16 protein-coding genes are annotated in these 18,658 nt (G+C 62.9%); 9 read left to right on the forward strand and 7 right to left on the reverse strand.

What is annotated here, in order from left to right:
• The first annotated feature begins 9 nt into the window (after window positions 1-9).
• Both NKI17_RS01470 and NKI17_RS01475 read left to right on the forward strand, forming a co-directional pair.
• Window positions 10-774 (forward strand): SDR family oxidoreductase, encoded by a 765-nt coding sequence (locus NKI17_RS01470; protein WP_352569396.1) that lies wholly within the window; start codon window positions 10-12, stop codon window positions 772-774.
• Between the two features lie 8 nt (window positions 775-782).
• A complete protein-coding gene (locus NKI17_RS01475; RefSeq protein ID WP_352692641.1) occupies window positions 783-1,568 on the forward strand; it encodes an SDR family oxidoreductase in 786 nt (261 codons plus the stop codon).
• A 57-nt stretch (window positions 1,569-1,625) separates the two neighbouring features.
• On the opposite strand, the gene NKI17_RS01480 is transcribed toward NKI17_RS01475, so the two are convergent.
• Window positions 1,626-2,702: a D-alanine--D-alanine ligase family protein gene (locus NKI17_RS01480; protein ID WP_352569392.1), complete on the reverse strand. Its 1,077-nt coding sequence runs from the start codon at window positions 2,700-2,702 to the stop codon at window positions 1,626-1,628.
• Window positions 2,703-2,734: 32 nt separating this feature from the next.
• Window positions 2,735-2,863 carry a hypothetical protein gene (locus NKI17_RS01485; protein ID WP_352569390.1) on the reverse strand — a complete coding sequence of 43 codons (129 nt, stop codon included), beginning with the start codon at window positions 2,861-2,863 and terminating at the stop codon, window positions 2,735-2,737.
• A gap of 399 nt (window positions 2,864-3,262) precedes the next feature.
• Between NKI17_RS01485 and NKI17_RS01490 the strand changes: the two genes are divergently transcribed.
• From NKI17_RS01490 to NKI17_RS01505, 4 genes are all read left to right on the forward strand, one after another.
• Complete coding sequence (locus tag NKI17_RS01490; protein ID WP_352473408.1) at window positions 3,263-4,234, forward strand: ABC transporter substrate-binding protein; 972 nt, start codon at window positions 3,263-3,265, stop codon at window positions 4,232-4,234.
• Between the two features lie 74 nt (window positions 4,235-4,308).
• Entirely contained in the window at window positions 4,309-5,385 is a 1,077-nt protein-coding gene (locus tag NKI17_RS01495; protein ID WP_031211022.1) for a quaternary amine ABC transporter ATP-binding protein, read from the forward strand.
• Window positions 5,382-7,364 (forward strand): ABC transporter permease, encoded by a 1,983-nt coding sequence (locus NKI17_RS01500; RefSeq protein ID WP_352612316.1) that lies wholly within the window; start codon window positions 5,382-5,384, stop codon window positions 7,362-7,364. The genes NKI17_RS01495 and NKI17_RS01500 overlap by 4 nt, the downstream gene beginning before the upstream one ends.
• A 158-nt stretch (window positions 7,365-7,522) precedes the next feature.
• Window positions 7,523-9,085: a hypothetical protein gene (locus tag NKI17_RS01505; protein WP_352905303.1), complete on the forward strand. Its 1,563-nt coding sequence runs from the start codon at window positions 7,523-7,525 to the stop codon at window positions 9,083-9,085.
• Between the two features lie 123 nt (window positions 9,086-9,208).
• Here NKI17_RS01505 and NKI17_RS01510 read toward each other — a convergent pair whose 3' ends face one another.
• The 5 genes from NKI17_RS01510 to NKI17_RS01530 all read right to left on the reverse strand — a co-directional run bounded on the left by NKI17_RS01510 (window position 9,209) and on the right by NKI17_RS01530 (window position 14,002).
• Window positions 9,209-10,390: a M20 aminoacylase family protein gene (locus NKI17_RS01510; protein ID WP_352455185.1), complete on the reverse strand. Its 1,182-nt coding sequence runs from the start codon at window positions 10,388-10,390 to the stop codon at window positions 9,209-9,211.
• A gap of 45 nt (window positions 10,391-10,435) precedes the next feature.
• The gene (locus tag NKI17_RS01515; protein ID WP_023674014.1) at window positions 10,436-11,209 is read right to left on the reverse strand and encodes an amino acid ABC transporter ATP-binding protein; all 774 of its coding nucleotides are present in this window, start codon (window positions 11,207-11,209) and stop codon (window positions 10,436-10,438) included.
• Window positions 11,196-12,116 (reverse strand): amino acid ABC transporter permease, encoded by a 921-nt coding sequence (locus NKI17_RS01520; protein WP_352634368.1) that lies wholly within the window; start codon window positions 12,114-12,116, stop codon window positions 11,196-11,198. The genes NKI17_RS01515 and NKI17_RS01520 overlap by 14 nt, the downstream gene beginning before the upstream one ends.
• 8 nt (window positions 12,117-12,124) lie before the next feature.
• A complete protein-coding gene (locus tag NKI17_RS01525) occupies window positions 12,125-12,955 on the reverse strand; it encodes an ABC transporter substrate-binding protein (RefSeq protein ID WP_502894407.1) in 831 nt (276 codons plus the stop codon).
• A 72-nt stretch (window positions 12,956-13,027) separates the two neighbouring features.
• Window positions 13,028-14,002, reverse strand: a complete 975-nt coding sequence (locus NKI17_RS01530) for a substrate-binding domain-containing protein (RefSeq protein ID WP_352569383.1) — start codon at window positions 14,000-14,002, stop codon at window positions 13,028-13,030.
• A 109-nt stretch (window positions 14,003-14,111) separates the two neighbouring features.
• Here NKI17_RS01530 and NKI17_RS01535 point away from each other — a divergent pair, with 109 nt between their 5' ends.
• The 3 genes from NKI17_RS01535 (at window position 14,112) to cysK (ending at window position 18,633) form a co-directional block, all read left to right on the forward strand.
• Window positions 14,112-15,449 carry an aminotransferase-like domain-containing protein gene (locus NKI17_RS01535; protein WP_352905305.1) on the forward strand — a complete coding sequence of 446 codons (1,338 nt, stop codon included), beginning with the start codon at window positions 14,112-14,114 and terminating at the stop codon, window positions 15,447-15,449.
• A gap of 294 nt (window positions 15,450-15,743) precedes the next feature.
• On the forward strand, window positions 15,744-17,018 hold the full coding sequence (locus NKI17_RS01540; RefSeq protein ID WP_352697860.1) for an MFS transporter: 1,275 nt from the start codon (window positions 15,744-15,746) through the stop codon (window positions 17,016-17,018).
• Window positions 17,019-17,139: 121 nt separating this feature from the next.
• Window positions 17,140-18,633, forward strand: coding sequence for a cysteine synthase A (gene cysK, locus NKI17_RS01545; protein WP_352569378.1), 1,494 nt, complete (start codon window positions 17,140-17,142; stop codon window positions 18,631-18,633).
• The last annotated feature ends 25 nt before the right edge of the window (window positions 18,634-18,658 follow it).

Consider the following 18,658-nt stretch of genomic DNA (forward strand, 5'->3'; position numbering starts at 1 on the left):
GGACCGACGATGAAATTATTCGACCTTCATGGTGACGTGGCACTTGTGACAGGCGCCGGCAGCGGCATCGGGCAGGCAATCGCCATTGGGCTGGCCGAGGCCGGCGCCGACATAGCCTGCTTCGGCCACGCCTCGAAAGGCGGGCTACAGGAGACCGCGCACCGGATCACGGCACTCGGCCGCAAGGCGCTGGTGCTGAACGGCACGGTGACTTCAGAGGCCGATCTCGCGGCCGCGATCGAGCGTACGGAGATGGAACTCGGCGCGTTGACCATCGCCGTCAACAATGCCGGCGTCGCCGGAGCTGAGCCGGCAGAGACGCTGTCGCTGGAGAAATGGCAGAAGCTCTATGACGTCAATGTCAGCGGCGTGTTCCTGTCCTGCCAGGCCGAGGCCCGCGCCATGCTGACGCGGCGCAAGGGCTCGATCATCAACATCGCGTCGATGTCGGGCTCGATCGTCAATCGCGGCCTGACCCAGGCGCATTACAATTCGTCGAAGGCCGCGGTGATCCACATGTCGAAGAGCCTCGCCATGGAATGGGCCGATCGCGGCCTGCGCGTCAATGTCGTCAGCCCCGGCTACACGCTGACGCCGATGAACAAGCGGCCGGAGGTCGCCGACCAGGTCAGGATCTTTGAGCGCGACACGCCGATGGGCCGCATGGCGGCGCCGGAAGAGATGGTCGGCCCGACCGTGTTCCTGGCCAGCCGCGCCTCGAGTTTCGTCACCGGCATCGACCTGATCGTCGATGGCGGCTTCGTCTGCTGGTAGGAGAAAAGATGCAGAAGCGATTCCTGGGAAAAACGGCGGTCATCACCGGCGCCAGCGGCGGCATTGGCGCGGCAATGGCCAGGCGCTTCGCGGCGGAAGGTGCCGCGGTCGTTGTCAGCGCCATCGACCCGCGCGTCGAAGAGGTCGCCGCCGATCTCAAGGCTACGGGCGCCAGGGTCGCATCGCTGCGCATGGACGTGACCAAAAAGGACGAGGTCGTCGCCCTCTATGACCTGGCCGAGCAACAGTTCGGCCGCGTCGACATCTCCGTGCAGAATGCCGGTGTCATCACCATCGCCAGGATAGAGGCGATGACCGAGGCCGAATGGGACAAGGTGATGGCGGTCAACACCAAGGGCGTGTTCCTGTGCTGCCAGGAGGCGATCGCGCGCATTCGCAAGCATGGTGATGGCGGCCGGCTGATCAACACCGCATCCGGCCAGGCGCGGCAGGGCTTTATCTACACGCCGCATTATGCGGCCTCGAAATTCGGCGTCGTCGGCGTCACCCAGAGCCTGGCCAAGGAAGTGGCCAAGGAGAAGATCACCGTCAACGCGATCTGCCCCGGCATCATCGACACCGATATGTGGGCCTATAACGACGCCGCATGGGGCAAGTTGATGGGCGAGTACAAGCCCGGCGAGCTGATGGCCGAATGGGTGAAGAACATCCCGATGGGCCGCGCCGGCAGCGGCGAAGATGTCTCCGGCCTGGTCAGCTTTCTGGCCAGCGACGATGCAGCCTACATCACCGGCCAGACCATCAATGTCGATGGCGGCCTGATCATGTCGTGAGCGGCGGCGCGGGCCAACGTACCATCCACCGGGATCTGAAAGCCCCCTTCGCCGCGTTCAGACCGGTCGGCCGGCCCGTGCCAATCCATGCTCCACGAGCCGGTCGATGATTTCGGAATAGCTGACGCCGCTCGCCGCCATTGCCTTGGAATACATGCTGATATCGGTGAAGCCGGGGATGGTGTTGATTTCATTGACCAAGAATTGCATGTCCGGTGTCAGGAAAAAGTCGACGCGCGCCATCCCGTCACAGCCGACGGCTCTGAAAGCCCTTGCGGCCACGTCCCGCATGGCTGCCTCGACCTCCGGCGGCAGTTCGGCCGGCACTTTAAGTGCCGCGCCGTTCTCGTCGATGTATTTGGCATCGTAGCTGTAGAAATCGTGGCTTTCGGCCGGCACGATCTCGCCTGGCCGCGAGACGAACAGGTCGCCTGCCGGGTCCTCCAACACGCTATATTCGATCTCGCGCCCACGAATGAATTCCTCGGCCAACAGCTTGCAATCGTGCCGGAAGGCTTCAGCAAGCGCTCCATCGAATTCCTGGCTGGCATGGACTTTTCCGACGCCGACAGACGATCCCTGACGCGCCGGTTTGATGAAGAACGGCAGGCCGAGTTCGCTTTCCAGTATGGCGAGGACAGGCGCCGCACCTTCATGGATCGTCACTGAGCGCGCGATTGGCAGCCCCGCCGCTTCCAGGAGCCGTTTGGCGATGTCCTTGTCCAGCGCGGTTGCCGAACCCAGGATGCCGCAGCCGGCGAGCGGCACCCGAGCCACCTCGGCCACCCCCTGTACCGAGCCGTCTTCGCCATGAGGGCCGTGCAGGACAGGAAACAAGATGTCGATCTTCGGCAGATCATAGGGCGTGCCGTCGGCCGGGATCGCCATCATCCGTCCGCGCCCACCCGGAACCAGGCAAACTTCCGTGCCGGCCGCAGGTTTTGCGAGCGTACCATCCTGGAAGCTGCTCAGCAGCCACTGTCCTTCGCTCGTGACGAAGATTGGGAGGGCATCGTATTTGGCGGACAGCAGCGCACGCATGACATTGGTTGCTGAAAGCACCGAAACGTCATGTTCGGCGGAACGTCCGCCAAAGAGCACGGCAATTCGCAGTCTGTTCAAGGGAGAGGTCATGAAAGCCTCGGATATGATCTGGTGTTGAAAGGTCACAAGCCGGCGGCGATCCCGCGGTTGGCGAAGAAGTAAGGCATTTTGGTGTGCTGCATTGTATCGGTACCCTGTCCTTGCGGCTCGCACACGGGATGACCGGCAATCTTGGCTTTTTTCAAACTCATCTACGGGTCCACGCAAAAGACGGGCCGTGAAATTGGCACCGGCGTTAATCGTTGCGCGACGTGAACGTTGGTATATATAATTTCATCCCATGAAAGTGGCGCTGGGCGAGTTGCCGAGCCAACAGCCGAGATCATGGGACTTTGATGGTTTGCCCCTCAAGACCGGCGATCGATCCGTGGATGACTGCCTTGGCAGCAATCCTTCGGCAGTCATGACGCGGCCGGTCCCGCCACATCTTCACCAATTTGGGCACCAACCCCGTTTTGCGCCGGCATCCGCTTCGGCAGCATTGTGGCGCCTACGGCCTTGCGCAACGACCAGCTGTTCCAACACAATCAAAAAAGACGCAAGAAGGGAACTAACGATAACGTCCACCAGAGCTTGACAGGAGAACAAGCATGTCACTTCGGAGCATGATTTCGAATTTCTCAATGGGAGCCTTAACACTTGCCGCAGCCGCACTGACATCTTCGGCCTATGCGGCAGCGCCGGAATCCAACGACCCGATCAAGATCGCACTGTTCGATTGGACCAGCGTCAATCTGAACGCCAAGATCCTCGGCGGCATCCTCGAAAAGCTCGGCTATACCGTCGAGTATCCGACCGCCGACTATCTCTCCAGCCTGACCACCGGCCTGACCAATGGCGACATCGATGTCGGCCTGGAATTCTGGGACACGACGGCCGGCGAGGCGATGAAGGCCTCGGACGCGACGGGCCAGACCGAACGCCTCGGCAAGCTCGGACCCAAGGCCAAGGAAGAATGGTGGTTTCCCGAATATATGAAAGAGAAATGCCCCGGCCTGCCGAACTGGGAGGCGCTGAAAGACCCGAAATGCGCCGAGGCCTTCTCGACGGCCGAAACCGCGCCGAAGGGGCGTTATCTCGGCGGACCCGTGACATGGGAAGGTTTTGACGACGAACGCGTCGAGGCGCTGAAACTGCCCTTCACCGTCATCCATGCCGGTACCGATGCGGCGATGTTCGCCGAACTGGACTCGGCCTATCAGCGCAAGGCGCCGATCATGCTGTGGATCTATTCGCCGCATTGGGCGCCGGCCAAATACAAGGGCGAATGGGTCGAATTCCCCGACTATACGACAGAGTGCTACACCGACCCGAAATGGGGTGTGAACCCCGACGCGAAATATGACTGCGGCAAGCCGCATGGCGAGATCTGGAAATATTCCTGGGCCGGCATGAAGGACAAATGGCCTGTCGCCTACAAGGTCGCGAAAAACTACACGGTCGACACCGACGAGCTCAACAAGATGAGCGGCGAGATCGATCTCGAAGGCAAGACGCCGGAAGACGTCGCCGCCGCCTGGATCGCCGCCCACGAAGCCGACTGGAAAGCCTGGGCCGAGTGACCGTCTGACTGGAAATCCGATGACCCGGCCATCCGTGGCCGGGTCGCGATCCCGTGTTCCAGAAGGACGATCGCATGACCGATACGATTGAACAGGCGGCGAAAGCGGGCAACGACGCCCGCCCGATAAAGCTTGCCTGTCGCAATGTCTGGAAGCTGTTCGGGGCGGACGCGGCCGATTTCATCCGCCGGCGCGACGGCAAGGCCAGCCTGGCGGACATCGCCGCTGCCGGACTGGTTGGCGCGGTGCGCGCCGTCGATCTCGAAATCCGCCAGGGCGAGATCTTCATCATCATGGGACTTTCGGGGTCCGGCAAATCGACGCTGGTGCGCTGCATGTCGCGGCTGATCGAGCCGACCCACGGCAAGGTCGAGTTTGAAGGCAAGGACCTGCTCAAGATTTCCGATGCCGCGCTGATCGAGCTGCGACGCCACCGCATGGGCATGGTGTTCCAGAATTTTGCCTTGCTGCCGCATCTCAACGTACTGGAGAACATTGCCTTCCCCCTCGGCATCCAGGGGCAGGACCGGCCGACGCGCGAGGCGCGCGCGCGGGAAGTGATCGAGCTGGTCGGCTTGCGCGGTCGCGAGCATTTCTATCCGCGCGAGCTTTCCGGCGGCCAGCAGCAGCGTGTCGGCATCGCCCGCAGCCTCGCCACGAAGCCGGAAATCTGGTTCCTCGACGAGCCGTTCTCGGCCCTCGATCCGCTGATCCGCCGTGAGATGCAGGACGAGCTGATGCGGCTGCAGACCATGCTGCACAAGACCATCGTCTTCATCACCCATGATTTCGACGAGGCCATCCGGCTGGCCGACCGGATCGCCATCATGAAGGACGGCGAGGTCATCCAGATCGGCACGCCGGAAGAACTGGTGGTCAATCCGGCGACCGACTATGTCGCCGAATTCACCCGCGATGTCGATCGCGCCAAGGTGATATCGGCGCGCAGCCTGATGCGCGCCTGCGACGGCGCCGAGTACGGCGGCACGGTCGCGCCGGATGCCAAGATATCAAGTTTTTCGGCTGATATCGTCTCTGCCGGCAAGCCCTTCGCGGTGGTCAACGGCACCGGCAAGCCGATCGGCTTAGTCACGCCGCAGGCGGTGATCGATCTTCTCGCCGGCATAGAACGTCGTGGGGCCGGCGCATGACGGTCACGGCAAGCGCCAGCGCAGCGAGGCCCCGGCCGGTTCAGACCTGGCTGGCGATCTGGGCCTGCGCGCTCGCCGCCGTGCTTATTGTCTTCCTGCTGCAGGAAAGCCTGCCCTGGGCGGTCAATTACCCGGCCGGCGCGATCGTTCCTGTCGCAGACTGGGTCGGTGCGCTGATGAACTGGGTGAAGTCGAACTTCTCCTGGCTGACCCGCTCGATCACCGCGGTGCTCGGCGTGCCGCTCGATTTCGCGCTCGGTCTTCTGGCCAAGAATTTCAAGATCGGCCATGGCGCGGATATGATCGTCTTGCCGCGCCTGTCCTGGGTCGGCGTCTGCGCTGCCGCCTACCTTGCCGGACGCGCCGCCGGCGGCTGGAAGCTGGGTGCGCTGGCCGGCGGCTGTTTTCTCTACATCGCGCTGTTCGGGCAGTGGACCAGCGCCATGCTGACGCTGGGCTTGATCTCGATCGCCGTGCCGTTTTGCATTGTCACCGGGCTGTTCGCCGGCATCTGGGCATGGCGCAAGCCTTGGGCGGAGAGGTTGTTGATCTCCCCTGCCCTCGATCTGATGCAGACGATCCCGACCTTCGCCTATCTGATCCCGATGCTGCTTCTGTTCGGCAACAGCCCGGTCTCGGCAATGATCGCGACGGCAATTTTCGCGACGCCGCCAATGGTGCGGGCGACGATGCTCGGCCTGTCGCGGGTGCCGTCGGAGATCGACGATTTCAGCGAGATGGCCGGCTGCACGGCACGGCAGAAGCTGTGGCGGGTGCTGTTGCCGTCGGCGCGGCCGACATTGATGGTCGGCGTCAACCAGGTCATCATGCTGGCGCTCAATATGGTGATCATCGCCTCGATGATCGGTGCCGGTGGGCTCGGCTATGACGTGCTTTTGGCGTTGCGCGCGCTCAAGGTCGGCGAGGCCATGGAAGCTGGCCTCGCCATTGTCGCACTGGCAATTGCACTCGACCGGCTGAGCCAGGCGATCGCGCACAATCACGCCAAGGGCAATGTCCGCCACCAGGCCAGCACCAGTTTCTGGCGGCGCTATCCCAATCTGACGCTGGCCGTTGCCATCCTCGCCGTCGCCACGCTGCTCGGCCTGTTCGTGCCGGCGTTCGCGACGGTGCCGAAGGCGATCACCTTCACCACCGCGCCTTTGTGGAAGGCGGCGGTGAACTGGATCACCATCAACTTCTTCGACACGATCGAAGCGTTCCGCGTGGCGCTTATCCTCAATGTGCTCAACCCGGTGCGCGCCTTCTGCGAGGGCTTTCCGTGGCTGGGCGCGGTGTGTCTCCTCGGCCTTGCCGGCTACCAGCTCGGCGGCTTGCGCCTCGCCGCCCTGGTCGCGGCTTTGACAGCGTTCTGCGCCGTCACCGGACTTTGGGAAAAGACCATGGCGACGGTCTATTTGTGCGGCATCTCCGCCTTTATCGCCTGCCTGATCGGCATCCCGATCGGGCTGATGGCATCGCGCAGCGACCGCTTCGAAAAGACCGTCACGCCGGTCATCGACACGCTGCAGGTGCTGCCGTCGTTCTGCTTCATCATTCCGGTGGTCATGCTGTTCAGGGTCGGCGACGTCACCGCGATGATCGCCACCGTCGCCTTCGCCGTGGTGCCGGCGATCCGCTACACCAATCACGGGATCCGGCAGGTGCCGCCGGCGCTGATCGAGGCGGCGAAGGTTTCGGGCTGCACCAGGCGCCAGACCTTCTTTCGCGTGCAGCTGCCGCTGGCGTTGCCCGAGATCATGCTCGGCGTCAACCAGACCATCCTGATGGCGCTGGCGATGATCATCATCTGCGCCATGGTCGGCACGCGCGATCTCGGCCAGGAGGTGTTCATCGCCCTGTCCAAGGCCGATTCCGGTCGCGGCATCGTCGCCGGCCTAGCCATCGCCTTCATCGGCATCGTCGCAGACCGGCTGTTCAACGCCTGGACGGCGAAGGCTCGGGCAAGGCTGGGATAGTCCGGAATAGGACGGCCTCAGGAAGCTGCCGCCAAGCGCGCCGTTAACGAGGCACCGATCCCTACGTCTAAAGACATAGCCATTCGGGATTATTGCTCGTTTTTGCCTCACATCGTACGGCTGTTATGGGACGGGTAGGCTCAACAGGAGAGCGGATAATGTCTACACGCGTTCCCTTTACTACCAGTGATCTAGCAGATCATCAGCGGGGTATCGATGACGCCCTCACAGGCGATCCAAATACGAATATCTTGACCGGCGACGCTGGCGGCAGCCTGCTCGATTTCTCAAGAGGCGGCAACGACACCTTTACGGAAACCGCACCGTCGACCTACACCTTCTACGGTGACGCGGCTCGGAGCTTGTTCAATTTTGCTCGGGGCGGTGACGATACCTTCACCACGGGGCTGTCATCCTCCACCACCACTGCCTTTGGTGACGCGGGCGACGATATGTCGGACCATAGCAGGGGCGGCAACGATACCTTCAACAGTGGAGTGGCAAGGCAGGTAGTCGATACCTTCTATGGTGACGCCGGCGGCAAGATGTTCGGCTATGCCCGGGGCGGGGATGACACTTTCCTGACCCAAACCAAACAAGGAACTGCCCACACCTTCTACGGTGATGCGGGCGGCGAAATGTCGGACCACAGCAAGGGCGGCAACGACACCTTCCAGGGTTCCCAACAGGCCACCAACACTTTCTTCGGTGACGCCGCCACCAACATGTCCGGCCATGCGCAAGGCGGCGACGACAGCTTTACGAGCCGGACCGACTCCGTCAATATTTTCTACGGTGATGCCGGCGGCGATATGTCAGGCCACAGCAAGGGTGGCAACGACACCTTCACGAGCAGCTTCTTTTCCACCAACACTTTCTTCGGCGATGCCGGCGGCAACATGTCTGACCATGCTCAGGGCGGCGACGACCATTACACGGACACGGGTGGGGCTCTTCTGAGCAAAACTCTCTATGGCGATGCGGGCGGTGATCTTTCCGGTTTCGCCGAGGGCGGCAACGACAACTTCACGAGCGCTGGTGGGTCCCAGATAAGTTTCTACGGTGACGCGGGCGCCAACATGTCCGACCACGCTCGCGGTGGCGACGACGTGGCCGTGCTGCAAGGCACTCATGATTTGGGGTATGGCGATGCGGTCACGATGCTGGGCAGCGCTGTGGGCGGCAATGATTCCCTGACTGGTGGCGACAGGAACTCCGGTCCGGATGTTCTAAGCGAGTTGTACGGCGACGCCCTCGCTATGTCCGGTTCCGCCAGGGGCGGCAACGACATTCTTACCGGGGGCCACAATAGCGAAAGCGGCCAGGTCCGCAACTTCCTGTGCGGCGACGCTCTACAAATGTCCGGTTCGGCTCTGGGCGGAAACGATACCCTGTACGCCGGGAGCGCGGCACCCGGCTGTACGGTCATCAACGACATGTGGGGTGACGGGCAACTGAGCGAACTGGCTCAGGGCGGCAGAGATCAATTCATATTCAAGGACGATGGTTCAATGACGGTCGGAACCCAAAACACCATCTACGACTTCAGCCAGACCCAAGGCGACACCATTGTATTTAGTGGCGTGGAGGGCGTGCAATCGTTCGATGATCTCACAATTGCGCAAAGTGGAACCGACACCATCATTACCGCAGGAGTCGATCAAGTTACTCTCGCAAACTTTACAAGCCCGCTGACGACGAGTGACTTTTTGTTTGTCTGAAAGCGAAGCTCTTATCGCATTCGAAGAGGGGGAATGCGTGAGAATTCGTTGAGCATCGTCGCGCGGCCGGTCGCCCCAATAATGCTCGACCGGCCGATCGACAATCCCAGCCGCAAGTATGGATCAAGCGGCCAGGAATCTCTCGGTCAAACGAGCCCAGAGCGCTGCGCCGACGGTCAGATTGCCGTCGTTGAAATCATATTTCGAGCTGTGCAGGATGGCTGAATCCTCGCCGTTTCCGAGGCGCAGGAAGCAACCGGGTTTGTGTTCGAGGAAATAAGAAAAATCTTCGCTGCCGGGGATCAACGGGCAGACGGACACCTTGTCCTGACCGACGAGTTCGACAGCGATGTCTGTCGCAAAGGACGTCTCGCGCTCGGAGTTGACCACCACTGGGTAGCCGCGCTCGTAATCGATCTCGACCGTTGCGCCATGCGCCTGCGCCACAAGTGCTGCGATATTGCGAATACGCTGCTCGAGCGTGTCGCGGATCTCGGCCGAGAAGGAGCGGACGCTCAGCGTGATTTCGGCGTGTTCCGGGATGACGTTGGAGGCCGTGCCTCCGTGAATCGTGCCGACGGTGACGACAGCTGTCTCGATCGGGTTGACGTTGCGCGACACAACCGTCTGCAGGGTCATGACGATGTTGGCGGCAGCGACGATCGGGTCGACCGTCAGGTGCGGACGCGAGGCGTGGCCGCCACGCCCGGCGATCCTGATGGTGACGGTATCGCTCGCCGCCATCAGCGGCCCGGCGCGCATCAGGAACGAACCCGTCGGCGCGCCCGGGTGGTTGTGCAGCCCGAATATCGCATCGCAGGGAAAGCGCTCGAACAGGCCGTCGGCGATCATCGCCTGCGCCCCGCTTCCCTTGCCGGCTTCCTCGGCCGGCTGGAAGATAAGGTTCACCGTGCCGTTGAAATGCCGTGTGCGCGCCAGGTATTCGGCGGCGCCGAGCAGCATCGTGGTGTGGCCGTCATGACCGCAGGCGTGCATCTTGCCGCTGGCCTGGCTGGCATAAGGGAGATTGGTCGCTTCGGTGATCGGCAGGGCGTCCATGTCGGCACGGATGGCGATGCTGCGGCCGCTGCCCTGGCGCAGGCGGCCGACGACCCCGAGCCCGCCGACATTGCGCGTCACCTCATAGCCCCAGCTTTCGAGCCGTTCGGCAACGTATGCAGCCGTTTCGTGCTCCTGGAATGAAAGCTCGGGATGCGCGTGCAGGTGCTGGCGGGCCGCTGCAAGCTCGGCGGCCTTGTCGGCGAAGTCGGAAATGTCGGCGAACTGGTTGGAGGTCTTTGGCATGGGAGGTCCTTTGCCGGCCGAGCAGGTGCCGCGCCGGCTTTGCTTTTAGATGAAACGGCTTAAGAAAGCCCGCGTGCGCGGGTGCCTGGGTTTAGCGAGAACCTCGTCCGGAGGTCCGGCCTCGATCACATTACCGTCGTCCATGAACACCACCCGATCCGCCGCTTCGCGGGCGAACCCGATCTCATGCGTGACCACGATCATGGTCAAGCCCTGCCTGGCGAGATCGCGCATGGTGGCGAGCACCTCGCCGACCAGCTCCGGATCGAGCGCCGACGTCGGCTCGTCGAAGAGCATCAATTTCGGGCGGATGGCGAGCGCACGGGCGATGGCGACGCGCTGCTGCTGGCCGCCTGAAAGCTGGCGCGGATAGGCGTCGATCTTGTCGGCAAGACCGACACGGGTCAGCAGTTCGCGGGCGTAGCCGATCGCCTCCTTGCGGTTCTCCCGGTGAACGCCGACCGGAGCCTCGATGACGTTCTGCAGCGTCGTCATGTGCGGATAGAGATTGAACTGCTGGAACACCATGCCGATCTTGCGCCGCTGCGCGGCGATCGCGCGGTCGGAAAGCTTGTCGAGGCGGCCGTCGTGCAACCGGTAACCGATCTGCTCGCCGTCCACCTCGATCGACCCTTGGTCGATCGCCTCGAGATGATTGATGCATCGCAGGAAGGTCGACTTTCCGGAGCCGGACGGTCCGAGAATGACCACCACCTCGCCAGGCGCGACGTCCAGATCAATGCCCTTCAGCACCTCGAGCGGGCCGAACGCCTTGTGAACGTTGCGCGCCCGGACCAGGGGCGTGTCATGCGCGCTCATTGGCGGCCTCCAGGGTGGCGGTCGCGGTCTTCTCGCGCGCGCCGCGGTCGCCGCGGCTGTAGTGGCGTTCGATCGCGCCTTGCGCGACATTGAGGACCGAGGTGATCAGCAGGTACCACAGCACTGCAACCATCAGCAGCGGAACGATTTCGAAGGTGCGGTTGTAGATCGACTGCACCGAGTAGAGCAGGTCGGCCATGGCGATGACGCTGACAAGCGACGTCGCCTTGATCATGCTGATCAGCTGATTGCCGGTCGGCGGCACGATCGACCGCATCGCCTGCGGGATGATGATGCGCCGCAAGGACCGGGCGCGGGTCATGCCGAAGGCTTCAGCCGTTTCGGCCTGTCCCTTGTCCACCGACAGCAGCCCGCCACGGATGATCTCGGCCATGTAGGCGGCCTCGTTCAGCGCCAGACCAAGAACGGCGGCCGTCAAAGGCGTGATCAGGTCGTTGGTGTTCCAACTGGCGAAGCCAATGGAAATGCGCGGAAACAGCGTCGAAAGGTTGTACCACAGGATCAATTGCACCAGCAGCGGCGTTCCCCGGAAGAACCAGATGAACAGGCCGGAGAGAAGGGATGCCAGCCTGTCGTTCGACATGCGCGCGATGGCGAGCAGCAGGCCGAGCACGATACCCAGGATCATCGCCACGACCGTCAGGCCGAGCGTTACGGAAAGCCCCTGCATGACCGTCGGATCGAAGAAATACTGGGCGACCACCGGCCAGCCGAAATTCGGGTTGACCGCAACGATATAGGCGAAGCCGGCCGCCACGGCGACGGTGAACGCCCAGAGCGCCAGCCGGACGAGCGGAAACGGCCTGTGGGCTCGTTTGACGTCGCGCAGCGCGTCGTCGGGACGTCGCGGCAGCCCGGCCGCGTAGGCAGCGGTGGCGTCGGTCATGGCAGCCTCTACTGGCCCTGGTTGATGCCTGGCGCGTCGATCATGTTCTTCTCGAGGCCCCACTTCTTCATGACCGCGGCGTAGGTGCCGTTCTTCATCAGGATCTTGAAGGCGTCGAGCAGCACGCCGCCCAGCGGCGAACCCTTCTTTACGACGGCGCCTTGGTAGATGTCCTTAAAGCCGTTGGCCTGGCCGACACCGGCGAGTTCCAGCTGGCCCTTCGCCTGCTCGACGAAATAGGTCAGCGGCGCCTGCGAGGAGAAGAATGCGTCGGAGCGTTTCGACCGGACGGCCAGTATCGAGCTCGGCTGGTCGGTGAAGGATTGCACCTCGACGGCCGGCTTGCCCCCCTCGGTGCATTTCTGCGCCTGCTGCTTGATGACCTTTTCGGCCGAGCCACCCGACATGACGGCGATGCGCTTGCCGCACGCGGTGTCGAGCGAGGTGATGCCTTCCGGGTTGCCCTTCTCGACGGCGAAGACGACGTATTCGCGCACCCAATCGATGAAGTCGTTGGATTTCTGCCGGTCGGGATAGTCGCCGACAGGCCCCATCGCGAACTGATAACGGCCGGCATTGATGCCGCTCAGAAAAGCCGGCAGGCCGGCGACCGAGGCATGATCGATCTCGACACCGAGCAGCAGGCCGATGGCGTCGGAAATGTCCTTGGTCGCCCCCGACAGTTCGGTGCCGGTGACGATCTCATAGGGCGGGAACGAGCCGTTGTTGACGGCTGTGATCTTTCCCGCCGCGCGGATCTCTTCCGGCAGCCGGGCCCGCAAATCCTCGTTCACCGATTGCTTCTGGATATCCTGGGCAAAGCTGGCCTGCGCCAGCATGGTGACGAGCGAGGCGAATATGAAGCTGATTGTCCTCATGGCATTCTCCTTCGTGTTCTTCGTTGTGCGTTCTCAGGCTGCGGTGGCCCGCGATCTGGCCTCGAAAGGAAACAAGGCTTCGGCGGAAATCGGTTCCGCCAGAATGCCCTGGGCATGGAGCTCGGTGACGAAATCCTCGATCATGCGCCGGTTGGCCGGCAGGCCGCTGGCGTTCCAGGAGGCAGGCAGGTCGCGCCCCGCATGAAGCAGCTCCTCGAGGATCCAGGGCGAGGTATCGGCATATTTTCGGCGCTTTGCCGTCCAGACGCGCTGGCTTTCGTTGATCAGCCTGGCGAGTTCCTGCGGCAGCCAGGGGTGCTCCCTGACTAGGGCGGCCTTGACAGCGACCAGATGCATGCCCGGGACATAACCGACGTCGGCGAAATAGGCGCGTTCGGCCGCGCGAAAATCGCGCAGCACTTGCCGGAAGCCGGAAGCCGGGCCGAAAAAGCCGTCCGGCATGAAGGGCGTGAAAACGGCGTCGAGCTCGCCTTGTGCCAGCAGCTCCATCATCGGGCGCTCGCCTGGTGCTGCTTCGATGCGCCCCGGCCTGCCGAATCCGTCGAGGCGGTCGGCGATCGGGTGCCCCGATGTCAGCCTGCCGGCGAACCAATAGGCATCCTCGACGCCGACGCCTCCACGGCGAAGTGCTGCGCGCGTCCATGTGTTGCCGGAATCGCGCCAGCCGGTCACGCCGATGCGTTTGCCGGCAAGGTCGGAAAGCCGTTCCAGCGGGCTGGTCTCGACCGTTATGATGCAGCGATGGCGAAAGCCGCGCATGATGAAGCACGGTAGTCCAACCACCGTATCGACGCCCGAAGCCATGGCCGACACATAACGGCTGAATGAGACCTCCGCCGCATCGTAGTGCGGATCGGTACCGAGGTCCGGAATGAGCGTGGCGACGCGATCAACCTTCACCGACAAGCGGCTCGAAGTAACGTCACCCAGCACCAAAGGGGTGAGATAGTCCCAATCGCGGGTGGCTACAGTGATGGAAACGGGCATCGGCATGAACTTCAACGCTATGTTTGACCGGCGATTGGTAAATGTTTATTTTTGGCCGATCAAATGTTATTATGTTATTGAACATTAGCTTTAATGGTCGCGGGTGCCGATGGATTTCGATGCAGGATGGTTCGCTGATCGCCTTGGCGACCGCACGATGCGCGGCATCGCGCGCGAGACCAGTGCGCTGATCAGAAGCGGCGCGCTGCCTGTCGGCGCAAAGCTTCCGCCGGTGCGCGATCTGGCCTATGTGCTTGGCGTCAGCCCGGCGACGGTCTCGCAGGCGTGGAGCGAGTTGCGGCGCTACAAGATCATCGGCGGCCGCGGACGCAACGGCACCTGGATCATGGGCAACCGCTTTGCCGCCCGGCCCGAGCGCCACATGAGCGGCGGCAATTACGGACAGGATGTTCTGAACCTGGCGATCGCGGAGCCCGATGTGAGGCTCTTGCCGCCGCTCGACATCGCGCTGGCGCATGGTGCGCGCGCCGAAAAGCTCAACAGCTACGAGCGGGTGCGCATCCTGCCCGAGCTGGAGGCCGCAGTGCGCCCGTCATGGCCGTACGATCCCGGCGCGTTCCTGGCCACCAATGGCGGTTACAACGCCATCTACACCTTGCTGCATGCGCTGGTCCCGCCGGGGGCGCCGGTGGCCATCGAGAACCCGACGGCGCTTCGCCTGCTCGACATCCTCGAGGATCTCGATGTGCCGATCATCCCGGTAGACTGCGACAGCGACGGTCCCTTGCCGGATGCACTTGCCAACGCTCTGCGGCAGCGGCCCGTCGCGTTCCTGTTCCAGCCGCGCGTCCATTCGGTTACCGGCGCCTGCATGTCGTCGGCGCGGCTGGAAGTCACCGGCGACCTGCTCGCCGGCACCGACGTGCTGATTGTCGAAGATGACGGCGTCGGCGATATTGCCTCGGCGCCGCGCATTTCGCTTGGCCGGCGTTTTCCCGATCGCGTCGTCCATATCCTGTCCTATTCCAAGACCCACGGCCCGGATCTGCGGCTCGCTGTGCTGTCCGGATCGGCGACGATCGTCGAGCAGATCCAGTCCTACCGCAGCTTCAGCTCGGGATGGACCAGCCGCATCCTGCAGGCAGCCACCGCCTGGCTGCTGCAAGACCCGGCCACGGCCGCCCTGGTGGAGCAGGCGAAGGAGGTATACCGCGGCCGTCGCGAACGGCTCGCTGGCGAACTGGCCAAACGCAATGTCGATATCGACGCCGGACACGGTCTCAGCGTCCTCATTCCGGTTGCTTCGGAACCTTACGCGATGGTCACGCTGGCCGCCCACGGCATCGCGGTCCATGCCGGAGCGAAGTTTTCGACGGGAAAAACGAACGCTGTCCGCGTCGCGACCAGCATTCTGGACGAGGAGCACCTCGAGCACGTCGCAAATTCCCTGGCGCTGGCAGCCGATCCGGCGCGGGAGGTTAGCTAAAGGGTCAGCTGCTCCGACGGATAGTTGGCGACCGGCCATATACAGACCCTGTCTTCTTTCGCGTTCAACTGCCGCTGGCCGGTCCCGAGATCATGCTCGGCGTCAACCAGTCCGTCATGGTGGCGCTGGCGATGATCATAAGATCTCCCTGATCCGCCGTTCACCGAGAGGAGGCTGCAAGTTTAGGCGGGGCGTTTCCACGGCCCGCGTTGGAGCTTTCCACGCTGACGCACACGCCTGCTTCCATACCGCTGGCCGATGACAGCTTCGAAGAGGTCCTTCGAGGTCAGAAACATGTCGAATCGTCAGGTATCACCAACTGGAGGCAGGGAGGTTCGGGACGGCGCAATACGGCTGCGCGGCCTGTTGGCTGCGGCCGGTGCCACAACCGCCATGGCGTTCGGATTTGGCAGCCTGGCGCTGACATCCGTCTTCATCAGACCGCTTGAGGCGGAGTTTGGCTGGTCGCGAGCCGACATCAGCCTTGCCTACACGCTATCAAGCGTCGGCATGGCGTTGGGCGGGCTGTTCTGGGGCCGGCTGTCGGACCGCCTGAATGTCAAAAGCCTGCTATTCATCGGCTCGGCTGGCATGGTGATCGCGCTCGCCGCGCTTTCCTCCGCCACTTCGCTCTGGCAGATCTATGCGGCCAACTTCGCTTTGGGCGGGCTAGGCTTTGCCTGTCTGTACGCGCCGGTACTTGCAGTGACCGGACTCTGGTTCGACCGCCGCCGCGGCCTGGCGATAGGGATCGTCACAGCAGGCGGAGCCCTAGGCCAAGGCATAATGCCCTACGCCGCAAATGCCTTGATTGACGGCGTCGGCTGGCGCCTCGCATACGCGATCATGGCGGCGGGGACGATGGCTGCGCTGGCGATCTCCATGCCGGCGGTTCAGGCGCCGCCCGTCAGTGAGGTCCTTCCCGCGCCGGTGCGTTTTTTAGCAAAGCCAGGGTTCCAAAGTGGCCGGCTTTCTCCGGTGGCGCTGCTATCAGCTGCAGCCTTCCTTTGCTGCGCCTGCATGGGCGTCCCGCTGATGCACCTCACGAGCTTCGTCACGGCTGTGTGCGGGTCTTCGGATGTCGGATCGCTCAGCCTGCTGACCGCCATGCTGTTCGGCGCCGTCGGGCGGATCGCGTTCGGGCTCCTCGCCGACCGGGCAAGCAATCTTGCCGCCTATGCCCTGGCGTCGTTTATTCAGACGGCATGCGTTGCGATTTTTCCCGCGCTGGACCAGCAGCTGAGCCTTCTGGCGCTGTCGGCGGTTTTCGGCTTCGGCTTCGCCGGAAACATGACGTGCCTGATCCTTTGCGTGCGCCAGTTTGCGCCAGCCGAACGCTTTGGCCAGTCACTCGGCATCGTCATGCTGATCGCCTGGCTGGGCATGGGGGTGGCCGGTTATTTCGGCGGTTTCGTCTATGACAGCTTCGGCAGCTATGGGCGTGCTTTCCTGGTGGCATTTGTCGCTGGCGCGGCCAATCTCGTGGTTCTGGGCGTATTGGCGGCGTCATCCGGCGCGAGAGCGCAGGTCCCATGCGGCCGCCTTCCGGACCCTGCGATGAGCCGCTGATTCAAACGTCGAAATCCATTTGATTCCACGTTGGTTCGAACGCTGCAAACCACGGCCTTCCTGCCAACCTCAGAGATCGAAGAGGGCGGAGCACCGTCATCACCAGGCAAGGACAGCTGAGATGAGCAGTATCTACGACAGCATTCTCGACACGATCGGCGATACGCCGGTCGTCCGTCTTTCCCGCATCAACAACGGCGCCGCTTCGCTCTATGCCAAGCTCGAGGCGTTCAATCCTGGCGGCTCGGTCAAGGACCGGCTTGCCGCCGCGCTCATCGAAGAAGCGGAGAGTTCCGGGGCACTTCGGCCTGGCCAGACGGTGATCGAGGCGACGAGCGGCAACACTGGCATAGGACTCGCCATGGTTTGCGCGAGGAAAGGCTATCCTCTCGTCATCGTAATGCCGGAGAACGCCAGCCTCGAACGCCGCAAGCTGATGCGTTTCTTCGGTGCCAAGGTCGTGTTGACCCCTGCCGTCGAGCGCGGCAGCGGCATGCTCGCCAAGGCGGTCGAGCTGGCCGGAGCGCACGGCTGGTTCCTCTGCCGGCAATTCGAGACGCCCGTCAACGCCGATGTCCATGCCCGCACGACAGCGCTCGAAATCCTCGCGGCGTTCCAGGACCGTCCACTCGATTACTGGGTCACCGGCACCGGGACCGGCGGAACGCTGGCCGGTGTGGCGCGAGTACTCAAGCGCGAGCGCCCGGAAACGCGGATCATCGTCTGCGAGCCCGACAATTCGGCGCTGCTGTCGAGTGGCATTCCCCAAACTTTCGACGAACACGGACTGCCCACTCGGGCGCACACTCGCTTCCGGCCACACCCGATGCAGGGCTGGAGCCCTGATTTCATTCCGCAGATCGTCGGCAACGCGATGGCTGACGATCTTGTGGACGAAATCTTGCCGGTTTCAGGCGCCAGCGCTTTGGAAGCTGCGCGCCGGCTTGCGACGGAAGAAGGAATACTGGCGGGGATCTCCGGCGGGGCTACCTTGAGCGGGGCACTGGAAATCGCTGGACGCGTCGGACCGGAGCGGAACGTGCTCTGTATGTTGCCTGACACGGGCGAGCGGTATCTCAGCACGATCCTGTTCGATCACATCAGCGAGGAAATGTCGCCAGCCGAAGAGGCGATCTCTCGCTCCACACCCGGCTACCGCTTCGACCGGCCGCCGTCCTTCGCCCTTTCATCGGCGCCCGTGAACGAAATCCAAATCGATCAGTCGGCGCATGCGTTTGTCGATGAGGCGATCTATGATCCGGAGCATCCGGTGGTCATATTCGCCCTGACATGGTGCGAATTCTGCTGGACGGTAAGAAAGCTTTTCGACCGTGCCGGAATCGCCTACAGGTCCATCGACATCGATGCTCCGGAATTCCAGAAGAACGGCCGGGACGGGGAAATCCGCAAGGCTCTGAGGGCCCGGATCGGTTCGCCTACAATTCCGCAGGTCTTTGTCGGCGGCGAGCATATCGGTGGCTGCATGGATACGCTTGCGGCCTGGCGGGACGGCACGCTCGCCGCCCGGCTGGAGTTCGTTGGCGCAAACTACACGCCCGGCGCATGCGCAAATCCCGAGAGCCTGCTGCCCCGATGGGTGCGCGCGGCAGCGTGAGACCCCGCCTCCGGGCCTTTCAGAG

Source organism: Mesorhizobium sp. M0816, assembly GCF_040320005.1.
In the GTDB taxonomy this organism is placed as follows: domain Bacteria; phylum Pseudomonadota; class Alphaproteobacteria; order Rhizobiales; family Rhizobiaceae; genus Mesorhizobium.

What these genes read in the sequence shown, in the direction of transcription:
- NKI17_RS01485 (WP_352569390.1), bottom strand. Translation starts at nt 2,863, where the DNA reads ATGAGTTTGAAAAAAGCCAAGATTGCCGGTCATCCCGTGTGCGAGCCG.
- NKI17_RS01525 (WP_502894407.1), bottom strand. Translation starts at nt 12,955, where the DNA reads ATGCTGGCGCAGGCCAGCTTTGCCCAGGATATCCAGAAGCAATCGGTG.
- cysK (WP_352569378.1), top strand. Translation starts at nt 17,140, where the DNA reads ATGAGCAGTATCTACGACAGCATTCTCGACACGATCGGCGATACGCCG.
- NKI17_RS01510 (WP_352455185.1), bottom strand. Translation starts at nt 10,390, where the DNA reads ATGCCAAAGACCTCCAACCAGTTCGCCGACATTTCCGACTTCGCCGAC.
- NKI17_RS01535 (WP_352905305.1), top strand. Translation starts at nt 14,112, where the DNA reads ATGGATTTCGATGCAGGATGGTTCGCTGATCGCCTTGGCGACCGCACG.
- NKI17_RS01470 (WP_352569396.1), top strand. Translation starts at nt 10, where the DNA reads ATGAAATTATTCGACCTTCATGGTGACGTGGCACTTGTGACAGGCGCC.
- NKI17_RS01515 (WP_023674014.1), bottom strand. Translation starts at nt 11,209, where the DNA reads ATGAGCGCGCATGACACGCCCCTGGTCCGGGCGCGCAACGTTCACAAG.
- NKI17_RS01480 (WP_352569392.1), bottom strand. Translation starts at nt 2,702, where the DNA reads ATGACCTCTCCCTTGAACAGACTGCGAATTGCCGTGCTCTTTGGCGGA.
- NKI17_RS01520 (WP_352634368.1), bottom strand. Translation starts at nt 12,116, where the DNA reads ATGACCGACGCCACCGCTGCCTACGCGGCCGGGCTGCCGCGACGTCCC.
- NKI17_RS01500 (WP_352612316.1), top strand. Translation starts at nt 5,382, where the DNA reads ATGACGGTCACGGCAAGCGCCAGCGCAGCGAGGCCCCGGCCGGTTCAG.
- NKI17_RS01540 (WP_352697860.1), top strand. Translation starts at nt 15,744, where the DNA reads ATGTCGAATCGTCAGGTATCACCAACTGGAGGCAGGGAGGTTCGGGAC.
- NKI17_RS01490 (WP_352473408.1), top strand. Translation starts at nt 3,263, where the DNA reads ATGTCACTTCGGAGCATGATTTCGAATTTCTCAATGGGAGCCTTAACA.
- NKI17_RS01495 (WP_031211022.1), top strand. Translation starts at nt 4,309, where the DNA reads ATGACCGATACGATTGAACAGGCGGCGAAAGCGGGCAACGACGCCCGC.
- NKI17_RS01505 (WP_352905303.1), top strand. Translation starts at nt 7,523, where the DNA reads ATGTCTACACGCGTTCCCTTTACTACCAGTGATCTAGCAGATCATCAG.
- NKI17_RS01475 (WP_352692641.1), top strand. Translation starts at nt 783, where the DNA reads ATGCAGAAGCGATTCCTGGGAAAAACGGCGGTCATCACCGGCGCCAGC.
- NKI17_RS01530 (WP_352569383.1), bottom strand. Translation starts at nt 14,002, where the DNA reads ATGCCCGTTTCCATCACTGTAGCCACCCGCGATTGGGACTATCTCACC.